Origin of the sequence: Thauera butanivorans (assembly GCF_048398245.1) — a bacterium.
In the GTDB taxonomy this organism is placed as follows: Bacteria; Pseudomonadota; Gammaproteobacteria; order Burkholderiales; family Rhodocyclaceae; genus Thauera; species Thauera butanivorans.
Genome location: NZ_CP183038.1, coordinates 694,727 through 707,721, shown reverse-complemented (window position 1 = coordinate 707,721; position 12,995 = coordinate 694,727). Strand labels below are relative to the sequence as shown.

Below are 12,995 nucleotides of genomic sequence, written 5' to 3'. Positions count from 1 at the left end.
CGGACACCATCATCGTGCCTGCCCCGATCGAGCTCGTCTGCCCCGCCGGCAGCCTGCCGGCCCTCAAGACCGCCGTCGACCACGGCGCCGACTGCGTCTATCTCGGCTTCAAGGATGCGACCAACGCGCGCAACTTCACCGGCCTGAACTTCGACCCGCCGCAGATGTGCGAAGGCGTCGCCTATGCCCACGCCCGCGGCCGCAAGGTGCTGCTGGCGCTCAACACCTATCCGCAGGCGGACAACTGGCCGAGCTGGACGCAGGCCATCGACCGCGCCGCCGAGTTCGGCGTCGATGCGCTGATCCTGGCCGACCCCGGCCTGATGGACTACGCCACCCGTACGCATCCGCAGCTGCGCCTGCACCTGTCGGTGCAGGGCTCGGCCACCAGCTACGAGGCGATCAACTGGTACGCCGAGCGTTTCGACATCCGCCGCGCGGTGCTGCCGCGGGTGCTGTCGCTGCCCCAGGTCGCCCACGTCGTCGCCAACACCGCGGTGGAGATCGAAGTCTTCGGCTTCGGCGGCCTGTGCGTGATGGTCGAAGGCCGCTGCGCGCTGTCGGCCTACGCCACCGGCGAATCGCCCAACTGCAACGGCGCCTGCTCGCCCGGCAAGCACGTGCGCTGGGAAGAGACCCCGAAAGGCATGGAAACCCGCCTCAACGGCATCCTGATCGACCGCTTCGCCGACGGCGAGCGCGCCGGCTACCCGACGCTGTGCAAGGGCCGCTTCGAGGTCAACGACGAGACCTACTACGCGCTCGAGGAGCCGACCAGCCTCAACACCCTGGAACTGCTGCCCGAGCTGGCGCGCATCGGCATCCGCGCGATCAAGATCGAAGGCCGCCAGCGCAGCCCGGCTTACGTCGCCCAGGTCACACAGGTGTGGCGCGCCGCGCTCGACAAACTCGCCGCCGGCGGCGCCGACGCCTTCAGCGTGCTGCCGGGCTGGATGGCCGAACTCAACAAGGTATCCGAAGGCCAGAGCCACACGCTCGGCGCCTACTACCGTCCGTGGAAATGATGGAAACCCGCCCGATGAAACTCGCCCTCGGCCCCCTGCTCTACTACTGGCCGCGCCAGAGCGTGCTCGACTTCTACGCCGACATCGCCGAAACGTCTGTCGATAGCGTCTATCTCGGCGAAACAGTGTGTTCGCGCCGCCACGAACTGCGCCTCGACGACTGGCTCGAAGTCGGCGAAATGCTCGCCGCCGCCGACAAGGAAGTGGTGATCAGCACCCAGGGCCTGATCGAATCCGAATCCGACCTCAAGGTGCTGCGCCGCATCGTGCGCCAGAGCGCGGACGGCGCGCCGGGCTTCCGCGTCGAAGCCAACGACATGGGCGCGGTGCGCCTGCTCGGCGAAGCCGGCGCCACTGATTGGGTCGCCGGCCCGACGCTGAACATCTTCAACCCGGCGACGCTGCAACTGATGATCGACGCCGGCGCCACGCGCTGGGCGGTCGCGCCCGAGATGTCGGGCGAGGCGCTCGCCGCCGTGCGCGCCGCGCTCGCCGCACCGGTCGAGACCGAAGTCTTCGCCTACGGCCGCCTGCCGCTGGCGCACTCGGCGCGCTGCTTCACCGCACGCCACTTCAACCTGCAGAAGGACACCTGCGAGTTCCGCTGCCTGGCCATCATGGACGGCATCACGCTGCGCACCCGCGAGGGCGAGCCTTTCCTGACCCTGAACGGCGTGCAGACCCAGTCGGCCCGCGTGCACAACCTGCTCGGCGACCTGCCGGCGGTACGGCAGAACGCCGAAGTGCTGCGCATCAGCCCGCAGGGTTCGGACACCCGCCGTGTCGTCGAACTGTTCCGCGCCGCCCTCGACGATGCACAGACACCGGCCGCCGCACTCGCCGCCAGCCGCGAACTGATGGTGGAAGCGCCGTGCAACGGCTTCTGGCACGGCCGCGCCGGCGCCGAACAGTACGTGGCGGCGTGAGCGCGGCAGCCCGCATCGCCCCGCTTCCTGCCGCATATCCGCCCTGAGAACATCCGGAGCCCGAACATGCCCGCCCTGCCTTCCCTGCCCTTCCCGCCGCCGGCCGTGTTGCTGCCCGGCAACCTGCGCCGCCGCATCGGCGAGCGCCTGGAGCACTTCCGCGTGCCGGACTTCACCGTGCCCGCCGCACTGGCGAAGCTGGCCGGCCGCCTGCCGCAGCAGCCGCCCACGATGGCGCTGACGCTGGCGCTGAACCTGGCGCTCGACCGCATCCTGCCGCGCGACACGCTGGCGCCGCTGAACGGCCGCCACCTGCAGATGCGGGTGCTCGATGCCGGCCTCAGGCTCGACTTCACGCTGGGCGACAAGGGCTTCCAGCGCGCCGCGCCGGCTGCCGGCGACGGCAAGCCCGATCTGGTCATTTCCGCCACCACGCGCGACTTCATCGCCCTGGCCCTGCGCGAGGAGGACCCCGACACGCTGTTCTTCAGCCGCCGCCTGCGCATGGAAGGCGATACCGAACTGGGCTTGCTGGTCAAGAACACCCTCGACGCGGTCGACTGGGATGCGCTGAAGGCAAAGCTGGGCCTCGGCCGCTGACGCTATCCGTAGGAGCGGCTTCAGCCGCGAAAGCAACTGTGGAAACGGCATCTCAGCCCCATTCGCGGCTGAAGCCGCTCCTACGAAGAACCGGGCTGTCGGCGCGAGAATGCTCGCGGACCGATGATGGCCTCGCGCAAACGACAGTGGCCATGGGGATGGCAGGCGAGCCGGCAGCATCTGCGTTAAGCTTGCGCCCCCGCTTCGCTGCCGCGCCCGCGCCATGCCCCGCCCGACCGAATCCGCCTCGCCCGCCACGTTTCCACGGCCCGCATCTGCGCCGCCATCCGAGTTCGACCTGATCCGGCGGCATTTCAGCCGCGGCACGCGGCATACCGATCTCGCCGGCGGCGACGATGCGGCACTGCTGAGTGCGCGGCCGGGCATGCAGTTGGCCGTGTCGACCGACATGCTGGTGTCCGGCACGCACTTCTTCGCCGACACCGACCCGCAGGACCTCGGCTGGAAGACGCTGGCGGTCAATGTGTCCGACCTCGCGGCGATGGGCGCGGAACCGCGCTGGGCCTTCCTCGCGCTGGCGCTGCCGGCGGCCGACGAGGACTGGATCACCGCCTTCGCGCGCGGCTTCTACGCCTGCGCCGACGCTTTCGGCGTGGACCTGGCCGGTGGCGACACCACCCGCGGGCCACTGAACCTGTCCGTCACGATCATCGGCGAAGTGCCGGCGGGCGCAGCGATCGGCCGCGCCGGCGCCCGCGCCGGCGACGACTTGTGGGTTTCGGGCCAGCCCGGCCTGGCTGCGCTCGGCCTCGCCGCGCTGCGCGGCGAAGTCGATCTGGACCCGCCCGGCCGCCAAGGCTGCATCGCCGCGCTGCAGCGCCCGCAGCCGCGCGTGGCGCTGGGGTTGGCCCTGCGCGGGCTCGCCAGCGCGATGCTCGACGTCTCCGACGGCCTGCTCGGCGACCTGGCCCACGTCCTGGCGCAGTCGGGTGCCGGCGCCGTCATCGATAGCGCGGCCCTGCCACTGGCGGCGCTGCTCGCGACCGGCGCGCCCGAGGACAAGGCCCGCGCCTGCCTGCTGGCGGGCGGCGACGACTACGAACTGCTGTTCACCGCAGCGGCCTCCGCGCGCACCGACATCGACGCGCTGTCGCGCCGGCTCGCGCTGCCGCTGCACCGCATCGGCCGGATCACCGGCCGGGCGGGCGAATGCCTGCTGCGCACGGCCGACGGCGAGGAGCAGGTCCTGCATCCGAGCGGCTACGATCACTTCGCATGAACATCGCCGCCGCCGTCACGCCCGTTCTTCCGCCCCCCCCTCCCCGACCTTCCGGAGCGAGCCGATGCGCCCCACTCTGAAACTGATGATGAGCCACCCCGCCCACTTCATCTCGCTCGGCTTCGGCTCCGGCCTGTCGCCATGGGCGCCGGGCACGGCGGGCACGCTGCTGGGCTGGGCGCTGTATCCGCTGCTCAGCGCGCCGCTGTCGGAGTTCGTCTTCCTGGCCTTTCTTGCCAGCCTGTTCATCGTCGGCGTGCTCGCCGCCGAACGCACCGGCCGCACGCTCGGCGTGCCCGACCACGGCGGCATCGTCTGGGACGAGATGGTGGCGATCTGGCTGGTGCTGGCATTCACGCCGGCGACGCTGGGCTGGCAGGCGGTCGCGGTGGCGCTGTTCCGCTTCTTCGACATCGTCAAGCCGCCGCCGGTGCGCTGGGCCGACCGCAGCTTCAAGGGCGGCTTCGGCGTGATGTTCGACGACATCATCGCCGCCGGCTACACCCTGCTCGTGCTGGCCATCCTGGTCCAGCTGTTCGGCCGCTGACCAGCCCCGGTCCCCCCTTCAGCACACATGCGAACGATGGATAGCGAACTGAACGAACTCTCGGCCGCGGCCGGTGCCGCGCTGGCCGCGCGGGGCTGGCTGCTGGCCACCGCGGAATCCTGCACCGGCGGCTGGATCGCGGCGACCGTCACCGCCACCAGCGGCAGCTCGGCCTGGTTCGACCGCGGCTTCGTGACCTATTCCAACGCGGCCAAGACCGACATGCTGGGCGTCGCCGCCACGACCCTCGAAGCGCATGGCGCCGTCAGCGAAGCGACCGTCACCGAAATGGCGGAAGGCGCGCTGATCCACAGCACGGCAGACGTCGCGATCGCCGTTTCCGGCGTCGCCGGCCCCGGCGGCGGCACGCCGGCAAAGCCCGTCGGCATGGTGTGCGTGGCCTGGGCGCGGCGCGGCGCGGCCACGCTGGTGCAGACGCTGCAGCTGGCCGGCGACCGCGAGGCAGTGCGGCGCCAGACCGTCATCCAGGCGCTGCGCCGCTTGATCGAACTGGCTGGCGCGGATATTGCATGACATATTTGCTGTATATAAATACAGATGCTAAGCTGACGCCGTCAGAGACCTTGTTCAGGGCTGCGACAGCTCGCCGCCGAAAATCCCTGCAAGCTCTGTGCCATAATCCGCCCATCACTCAGGAAAAGTTTTCATGGACGACAACAAGGCCAAGGCACTCGCCGCCGCGCTCTCGCAGATCGAAAAGCAGTTCGGCAAGGGCTCGATCATGCGCATGGGCGACGGCAACGTCGAGCGCGACATCCAGACCGTCTCCACCGGCTCGCTCGGCCTCGACATCGCACTCGGCCTCGGCGGCCTGCCGCGCGGCCGCGTGGTCGAGATCTACGGTCCTGAATCCTCCGGCAAGACCACGCTGACGCTGCAGGTCATCGCCGAGATGCAGAAGCTCGGCGGTACCGCCGCCTTCATCGACGCCGAGCATGCGCTCGACGTCGGCTACGCCGAGAAGCTCGGCGTCAATATCGAGGACCTGCTGATCTCGCAGCCCGACACCGGCGAACAGGCGCTCGAGATCGCCGACATGCTGGTGCGCTCGGGCGGCGTCGACATCGTCGTCGTCGACTCGGTCGCCGCGCTGACGCCCAAGGCCGAAATCGAAGGCGAGATGGGCGACCAGCTGCCCGGCCTGCAGGCCCGCCTGATGTCGCAGGCGCTGCGCAAGCTGACCGCCAACATCAAGCGCACCAACACGCTGGTGATCTTCATCAACCAGATCCGCATGAAGATCGGCGTCATGTTCGGCAGCCCCGAGACCACCACCGGCGGCAACGCGCTGAAGTTCTACGCCTCGGTGCGCATGGACATCCGCCGCACCGGCACGATCAAGAAGGGCGACGAGGTGGTCGGCTCCGAGACCCGCGTCAAGGTCGTCAAGAACAAGGTCTCACCGCCGTTCAAGGAAGCGCACTTCGACATCCTGTACGGCGAAGGCATCTCGCGCGAAGGCGAGATCATCGACCTCGGCGTGGTGCACAAGATCGTCGACAAGTCCGGCGCATGGTATTCCTACAACGGCGACAAGATCGGCCAGGGCAAGGACAACTCGCGCGAGTTCCTGCGCAACAACCCGGCGCTGGCACGCGAGATCGAGAACAAGGTCCGTGCCGCCGTCAGCCTGCCCGAAATGCCGTCGGGCGGCGCAGCCCCGGCCGTCGCGGCGGACGAGGCCTGACAGGGACACCAGCGGCTGCCATGGCTGAACCGAGCCTGCGCGAACGCGCCCTGCGCCACCTCGCCCGCCGCGACCACTCTCGCGCCGAACTGGCGAAGAAGCTCGCGGCCTACGGCGACGAGGACGAGATCCGGGCGGTGATCGAACGCATGGGCGAGCTCGGCCTGCAGTCCGACGAACGCTTCGCCCAGGCTTTCGTGCGCAGCAAGGCGGCGCGCTTCGGCGCCAGCCGCCTGCGCAGCGAAATGGCGCGGCGTGGCCTCGACCGTGACCTGGTCGACGAGGCAATCGCCAGCGAATGTGCAGAATCGGAATCGGAGCGTGCGCGCAGCGTGCTGCGCAGCCGCTTCACCACGCCGCCCGCCGATGCCCGCGAATGGGCGCGGCAGGCGCGCTTCCTGCAAACCCGCGGCTTCGCACCCGACCTGATCCGCAAGCTGCTGAAAGAGCCCCACGATGAGTCTGCTTAAGGTCGCTGGCCTGCAAAAGCGCTACAAGGCACGCACCGTCGTACATGACGTCGGTTTCGAAGTCGGCTCGGGCGAGGTCGTCGGCCTGCTCGGCCCCAACGGCGCCGGCAAGACCACCTGCTTCTACATGATCGTCGGCCTGGTGCGCGCCGACGGCGGCCAGATCGGCCTCGACGGCAAGGACCTGACCCACCTGCCGATCCACGCCCGGGCGCGGCTGGGCCTGTCCTACCTGCCGCAGGAAATGAGCGTGTTCCGCAAGCTCACCGTGGCCGAGAACATCCGCGCCGTGCTGGAGCTTCAGGGGCTCGAGAACCGCCAGGTGGACGAGCGCCTGCAGGAGCTGCTCGAAGAGCTCGGCATCAGCCATCTGCGCGACAACACCGCCATCTCGCTGTCGGGCGGCGAGCGCCGCCGCTGCGAGATCGCGCGCGCGCTGGCCACCGACCCGCGCCTGATCCTGCTCGACGAGCCCTTCGCCGGCGTCGATCCGATCGCGGTGATCGACATCCAGAAGATCATCCGCTTCCTCAAGGAACGCGGCATCGGCGTGCTGATCACCGACCACAACGTCCGCGAGACGCTCGGCATCTGCGACCGCGCCTACATCATCAGCGAAGGCCGCGTGCTCGCCAGCGGCCAGCCGGGCGAGATCATCGCCAACGAAAAAGTCCGCCAGGTCTACCTCGGCGAGCATTTCCGCCTCTAGTCCAGGATGAAACCCAGTCTCCAGCTCAAGCTTTCCCAGCACCTCACGCTGACGCCGCAACTGCAGCAGTCGATCAAGCTGCTGCAGTTGTCGACGATCGAGCTGAACCAGGAGATCGAGCGCTTCCTGCTCGAGAATCCGATGCTGGAGCGCGAGGAATTCGACGAGCCGCCGCCCAGGCTCGAACCCTCAACCAGTTCCTCGCCGGCCGAGCGCGAGCGTGAACAGCAGCGCGAAGCCGACACCGACGGGGGCGGCGACGGCGACAACGGCGGTACAGCCGAGCGCGAAGGCGGCGACGAAGGCATCGACTGGTCGAACGTCGGCACCGGCACCTCGGCCAAGCGCGACGATGACGACGACGTCGACTTCCAGGAAATCCAGGCCGCCGAGCTGTCGCTGCGCGAACACCTCGACCAGCAGGTCGCGCTGTCGCCGCTGAACGACCTCGACCGCGCACTGGTGCGCTTCATCATCGAAGCGCTCGACGACGACGGCTACCTGTACCAGCCGCTCGAGGAACTGCTCGAACTGCTGCCGCCCGAGCTCGAGATCGACCTCGACGATCTGTCGATCGCGCTGCGCCACGTGCAGAACCTCGACCCGGCGGGCATCGGCGCCCGCACGCCGCAGGAGTGCCTGGCGCTGCAGCTGCGCGCGATGCCCGAAAGCTCGATCCAGATGCTGGCGCTCGAGATCGTCGACGGGCACCTCGAACTGCTGGCCGAACGCAACTTCGTCCGCCTGAAGAAGCTGACCGGCTGCAACGACGACGAACTGCGCGCCGCGCACGCCCTGATCTGCAGCCTGGACCCGCATCCCGGCCTGCGCCACTCGGCTTCCGAAACGCGCTACGTGCTGCCCGACGTCGTCGTGCGCAAGGTCCGCGGGCGCTGGAGCGTGAGCCTGAACCAGGAGGCGATGCCGCGCCTGCGCGTCAATCGCCTGTACGCCAGCCTGCTGCAGCAGAACAGGGGACAGGGCGGCGGACTCACCGGCCAGCTCCAGGAGGCACGCTGGCTGATCAAGAACGTGCAGCAGCGCTTCGACACCATCCTGCGCGTGTCCCAGGCCATCGTTGACCAGCAAAGACAGTTCTTCGATCATGGTGACGTGGCGATGAGGCCACTGACCCTCCGGGAGATCGCAGACCAGCTCGAGCTGCACGAATCCACCGTATCACGCGTCACCACGCAGAAGTACATGGCGACACCGCGTGGCGTGTTCGAACTCAAGTATTTCTTTGGCAGCCACGTTTCCACCGACACCGGCGGAGCAGCTTCCTCAACGGCAATCCGCGCACTGATCCGCCAGCTGGTGGACGCAGAGGACAGGAAGAAACCCTTGTCCGACGCACGAATTGCAGAAGTTCTGGGCCAGCAGGGTATCGTGGTCGCACGTCGCACCATCGCGAAATACCGCGAATCACTCAATATCCCGCCGGTCAGTTTGCGCAAATCGATCTGACAACAACAGGAGTTAGCATGAATCTCAACATCACCGGGCGCCACGTCGAAGTCACGCCGGCCATTCGCGACTACGTCGGCGCCAAGCTCGACCGCGTCATCCGCCACTTCGACAACGTCACCAGCGTGGCGGTGATCCTCTCGGTCGAAAAGCTGCAGCAGAAGGCCGAAGTCACGCTGCACGTGCGCGGCAAGGACATTTTCGTCGAAAGCGAGGATACCGACCTGTACGCCGCCATCGACGCGATGGCCGACAAGCTCGATCGCCAGGTCCAGAAGTACAAGCAGAAAATGGCCGACCACAACCACGAAGCCCTGAAGCACCAGGCGCCGCCCGAGGCCTGATACCGGCTTGCATTCGAAGCGAGGACAAGACGCGAAGCCGCAGACGGTGCTCATTGCACGGCAAGGCTGGGCAACGCGGTCATCGCTTCGAAGGCGAACCGGTGGATCGTCTCTTGCGGCTTTCCTTCCGGGGTGTGGTTATAATGCGCGCGTTTATCAAGACGCGGCTTCAACGCACCCCGGTCCAACCCCCGTCGCCCAACGTGGCGCCAGCGGTAACGGCGCTGCGCAAGCTCCATAGCGAATGAGCCTGATATCTCAACTCCTGCCACTGTCGAACGTGGTGGTCGATCTGGACGCCAGCAGCAAGAAGCGCGTCTTCGAACAAGCAGGCCTGCTGTTCGAGAACAACCAAGGCATCGCCCAGAGCCTCGTATTCGACAGCCTGTTCGCCCGCGAACGGCTCGGCTCCACCGGCCTCGGCCAGGGTATCGCCATTCCCCACGGCCGCATCAAGGGCCTCAAGGACGCGGCGGGCGCCTTTCTCCGCCTGGCGGCGCCGGTTCAGTTCGATTCGCCCGACGGCAAGCCGGTCAGCATGCTGTTCGTGCTGCTGGTGCCCGAACAGGCCAACGAGACCCATCTGCAGCTGTTGTCCGAACTGGCGCAGATGTTCAGCGACCGCGAATTCCGCGAGGCCCTGCTGGACGCACCCGACGCCGCGCACATCCACAAGCTGTTCGTGAACTGGGGCGCCGATGAATGAGGCAGACCAGCGTCGCGCGGCTGTTCGAGGCTGAACGGGAGCTCCTTCAGCTCAGCCATGTCAGCGGACGGCTGGATGCCGTGCTGGCGGTGGCCGAAGAACGGATCTGGCCGGCCGACCTCGTCGGCCACCTGAACCTGATCCATCCTTCCCGGCTGCAGATCGTCGGCGCCGCCGAACTGGCCTGGGCCCAGCGCCAGACCACCGACAAGGTCGCCCACCACCTCAACGAGATCCTGTCCAGCCAGCCGCCGGCGATCATCGTCGCCGACGGCTGCGCGGTGTCGAACATCATCCGCGGCGTCTGCGAAGCGCACGACGTCGCGCTCTTCACCACCCCCCAGCCTTCGGCCAGCGTCATCGACCAGCTGCGGCTCTACCTGTCGCGCGAGCTGGCCGAGAAGATCTCGCTGCACGGCGTCTTCATGGACGTGCTCGGCGTCGGCGTGCTGATCACCGGCGACTCCGGCGCGGGGAAATCCGAGCTCGCGCTCGAGTTGATCTCGCGCGGCCACGGCCTGGTCGCCGACGACGTCGTCGAGTTCTCGCGCATCGCCCCGACCGTGCTGGAGGGCCGCTGTCCGCCGATGCTGCAGGACTTCATCGAAGTCCGCGGCCTCGGCATCCTCAACATCCGCACCATCTTCGGCGAGACCGCCTGCCGCCGGAAGATGCGCCTGCGCCTGGTCTGCCATCTCGAACGCCGCCAGCCCGGCGACGGCGACCCGAGCCGGCTGCCGGTGCAGCAGGAAGTGAAGGACATCCTCGGCGTCAAGGTCATGCGCGTGGTGCTGCCCGTCGCCGCGGGCCGCAACCTCGCGGTGCTGCTCGAAGCCGCCGTGCGCTCGACCATCCTGCAGTTGCGCGGCATCGACGCGATGCAGGAATTCATCGACCGCCAGATGCAGGCGATGAGCGCCGCCGACGGCGACGGCGCGGCGTAAGCACGCCCCGGCCGGCAAGCGGCCTATCGGCGGTGCTATTGCCGCAGTGCCGCATCGGCTGCTAACCTCGACGGCTTTGCTGCCCCGCGAGCCTTCGATGAGCACCCCCACGGATTACCTCGAGCGCATTCTCAACGCCCACGTCTACGACGTCGCCGTCGAGACGCCGCTCGATCTCGCCGCCAACCTGTCCGCGCGCGTGCATAACCGCATCCATCTCAAGCGCGAGGACATGCAGCCGGTGTTCAGCTTCAAGATCCGCGGCGCCTACAACAAGATGGCGCGGCTGTCGCCGCAGGCCCTGAAGCGCGGCGTCATCTGCGCCTCGGCCGGCAACCACGCCCAAGGCGTCGCCTTGTCGGCGGCACGGCTCGGCACCCGCGCCGTCATCGTGATGCCCAGCACCACGCCCCAGATCAAGATCGACGCGGTCAAGGCGCGCGGCGGCGAAGTCGTGCTCGCCGGCGAATCCTATTCCGACGCCTACGCCCATGCGCAGGAACTGGAAAAGAGCGAGAAGCTGACTTTCGTCCATCCCTACGACGACCCGGACGTCATCGCCGGCCAGGGCACGATCGGCATGGAGATCCTGCGCGCCCATGCCAGGCCCATCCATGCCATCTTCTGTGCGGTCGGCGGCGGCGGACTGCTCGCCGGCGTGGCGGCCTACGTCAAGCGGGTGCGCCCGGAGACGAAGATCATCGGCGTCGAGACCGTCGACGCCGACGCGATGACGCAGTCGCTCGCCACCGGCAAGCGCGTGGCACTGGAACAGGTCGGCCTGTTCGCCGACGGCACCGCGGTCAAGCAGGTCGGCGCCGAGACCTTCCGCCTGTGCCAGCAGTACGTGGACGAGATGATCGTCGTCGACAACGACGCCATCTGCGCCGCGATCAAGGACGTCTTCGAGGACACCCGCTCGATCCTCGAACCCTCGGGCGCGCTCGCCATTGCCGGTGCCAAGGAATACGCCAAGCGCCACAAGCTGCGCGACAGGAACCTGGTCGCCGTCGCCTCCGGCGCCAACATGAACTTCGACCGCCTGCGCTTCGTCGCCGAACGCGCCGAGCTCGGCGAACAGCGCGAAGCCGTGCTGGCAGTGACGATTCCGGAGCGGCCGGGTGCATTCCGCAAGTTCATCAGCCTGCTGGGCAACCGCAACATCACCGAGTTCAACTATCGCTACGCCGACCCCGAGCAGGCCCACATCTTCGTCGGCGTCACGGTGCACAACCGCAACGAAGCCGGCCGCCTGGTGGAAATGCTCGAACGCCACGAACTGCCGGCGATCGACCTGACCGACGACGAACTGGCCAAGACCCACGGCCGCTACATGGTCGGCGGCCGCTCGCCGCAGGCCAAGAACGAAGTGCTCTACCGCTTCGTCTTCCCCGAACGGCCGGGCGCGCTGATGAATTTCCTCTCCAAGCTGCATTCGGACTGGAACATCTCGCTGTTCCACTACCGCAACCACGGTTCGGACTACGGCCGCGTGCTGATCGGCATGCAGGTTCCGCCCGAGGACACGCAAGCCTTCGAGGACTTCCTGCAACGGCTCGGCTACGAATACGTGGCCGAGACCGACAACCCCGCCTACCGGCTGTTCCTCGCCGCCTGACGCTCTTCCGCCGGGTTTCCGGCGGTGTGCTGCGCGCGTTTCAGCGGCTGGCGCGGGCCGTGCCGATGGGTACCGCGCCAGCGCGGACTGCCCCCGCTTCCGTGACGATCCAGTCCATCGGCCGGTCGTGCGGCTGCGGCAGCACGCTCGGCACGCGGCCCAGCTCGAAGCCGGCGCCGATGGCAATCACGTCCATCCCCGCCAGCGTGCGGTCGAAATAGCCGCCACCGTAACCCAGGCGGTAACCGGCCGCATCGAAGGCGTTCAGCGGCACGATCACGACCTCGGGCGCCACCTCCTCCGGCGTCGCCGGATGCGGGATGCCATGGCGGTCGAACACCATCCCGGCCCCCGGCGTCCAGCGGCGGAAATGCATCGCCGCCCCTGCTGCGACGACCACCGGCAAGGCCGCCACGCGCAGCGCATCGCCGGCCAGCCAGTGCCGGACCCAGTCCCTGAGATCGGGTTCGGCACGGAAAGGCCAGCAGAAACCCAGCGTACGCGGCGCCAGTTCGTCGATCACGCCGCCGAGATGGGCTGACAGGCGCGCGGTGAGCCGTGCCCGCTGCGCCTCGTCCAGCGCCTCGCGGGCCTGGATTGCCTGCTGCCGCAGGAATCTGCGGCGTTTCTCGATGTCATCGGCGGGGTCGGAAACAGGCTTCGTCACTGTGGTATGGTTGCTTGCAATGGA

15 protein-coding genes are annotated in these 12,995 nt (G+C 68.1%); 14 read left to right on the top strand and 1 reads right to left on the bottom strand.

Annotation, left to right across the window (positions count from 1 at the left end; genetic code table 11):
• Positions 1-8 precede the first annotated feature (8 nt).
• The 14 genes from ubiU to ilvA all read left to right on the top strand — a co-directional run bounded on the left by ubiU (position 9) and on the right by ilvA (position 12,304).
• On the top strand, positions 9-1,025 hold the full coding sequence (gene ubiU, locus ACNQFN_RS03435) for a ubiquinone anaerobic biosynthesis protein UbiU (RefSeq protein ID WP_418648956.1): 1,017 nt from the start codon (positions 9-11) through the stop codon (positions 1,023-1,025).
• Between the two features lie 14 nt (positions 1,026-1,039).
• On the top strand, positions 1,040-1,951 hold the full coding sequence (locus tag ACNQFN_RS03430) for a U32 family peptidase (RefSeq protein ID WP_068636257.1): 912 nt from the start codon (positions 1,040-1,042) through the stop codon (positions 1,949-1,951).
• 66 nt (positions 1,952-2,017) lie between these two features.
• Positions 2,018-2,551: a ubiquinone anaerobic biosynthesis accessory factor UbiT gene (gene ubiT, locus ACNQFN_RS03425; RefSeq protein ID WP_418647957.1), complete on the top strand. Its 534-nt coding sequence runs from the start codon at positions 2,018-2,020 to the stop codon at positions 2,549-2,551.
• 223 nt (positions 2,552-2,774) lie between these two features.
• Positions 2,775-3,791: a thiamine-phosphate kinase gene (thiL, locus tag ACNQFN_RS03420; RefSeq protein ID WP_418647956.1), complete on the top strand. Its 1,017-nt coding sequence runs from the start codon at positions 2,775-2,777 to the stop codon at positions 3,789-3,791.
• A gap of 64 nt (positions 3,792-3,855) precedes the next feature.
• Positions 3,856-4,338: a phosphatidylglycerophosphatase A gene (locus tag ACNQFN_RS03415; RefSeq protein ID WP_068636254.1), complete on the top strand. Its 483-nt coding sequence runs from the start codon at positions 3,856-3,858 to the stop codon at positions 4,336-4,338.
• Positions 4,339-4,374: 36 nt separating this feature from the next.
• On the top strand, positions 4,375-4,872 hold the full coding sequence (locus ACNQFN_RS03410; protein ID WP_068636253.1) for a CinA family protein: 498 nt from the start codon (positions 4,375-4,377) through the stop codon (positions 4,870-4,872).
• Between the two features lie 133 nt (positions 4,873-5,005).
• Positions 5,006-6,046 carry a recombinase RecA gene (recA, locus tag ACNQFN_RS03405; protein ID WP_418647955.1) on the top strand — a complete coding sequence of 347 codons (1,041 nt, stop codon included), beginning with the start codon at positions 5,006-5,008 and terminating at the stop codon, positions 6,044-6,046.
• A gap of 20 nt (positions 6,047-6,066) precedes the next feature.
• Positions 6,067-6,516, top strand: coding sequence for a recombination regulator RecX (recX, locus tag ACNQFN_RS03400; protein ID WP_068636251.1), 450 nt, complete (start codon positions 6,067-6,069; stop codon positions 6,514-6,516).
• Entirely contained in the window at positions 6,503-7,225 is a 723-nt protein-coding gene (gene lptB, locus ACNQFN_RS03395; RefSeq protein WP_068636250.1) for an LPS export ABC transporter ATP-binding protein, read from the top strand. Before recX ends, lptB begins: the two co-directional genes overlap by 14 nt.
• A gap of 6 nt (positions 7,226-7,231) precedes the next feature.
• Positions 7,232-8,692, top strand: coding sequence for an RNA polymerase factor sigma-54 (locus ACNQFN_RS03390; RefSeq protein WP_068636249.1), 1,461 nt, complete (start codon positions 7,232-7,234; stop codon positions 8,690-8,692).
• Positions 8,693-8,709: 17 nt separating this feature from the next.
• The gene (hpf, locus tag ACNQFN_RS03385; RefSeq protein ID WP_068636248.1) at positions 8,710-9,036 is read left to right on the top strand and encodes a ribosome hibernation-promoting factor, HPF/YfiA family; all 327 of its coding nucleotides are present in this window, start codon (positions 8,710-8,712) and stop codon (positions 9,034-9,036) included.
• A gap of 244 nt (positions 9,037-9,280) precedes the next feature.
• On the top strand, positions 9,281-9,742 hold the full coding sequence (gene ptsN / locus ACNQFN_RS03380) for a PTS IIA-like nitrogen regulatory protein PtsN (protein WP_068636247.1): 462 nt from the start codon (positions 9,281-9,283) through the stop codon (positions 9,740-9,742).
• Positions 9,739-10,686 carry an HPr(Ser) kinase/phosphatase gene (hprK, locus tag ACNQFN_RS03375; RefSeq protein ID WP_068636246.1) on the top strand — a complete coding sequence of 316 codons (948 nt, stop codon included), beginning with the start codon at positions 9,739-9,741 and terminating at the stop codon, positions 10,684-10,686. Before ptsN ends, hprK begins: the two co-directional genes overlap by 4 nt.
• A 97-nt stretch (positions 10,687-10,783) precedes the next feature.
• Positions 10,784-12,304 carry a threonine ammonia-lyase, biosynthetic gene (gene ilvA, locus ACNQFN_RS03370; protein WP_068636245.1) on the top strand — a complete coding sequence of 507 codons (1,521 nt, stop codon included), beginning with the start codon at positions 10,784-10,786 and terminating at the stop codon, positions 12,302-12,304.
• 40 nt (positions 12,305-12,344) lie between these two features.
• On the opposite strand, the gene ACNQFN_RS03365 is transcribed toward ilvA, so the two are convergent.
• Positions 12,345-12,971, bottom strand: coding sequence for a 5-formyltetrahydrofolate cyclo-ligase (locus tag ACNQFN_RS03365; RefSeq protein WP_245650876.1), 627 nt, complete (start codon positions 12,969-12,971; stop codon positions 12,345-12,347).
• Positions 12,972-12,995: the final 24 nt, after the last annotated feature.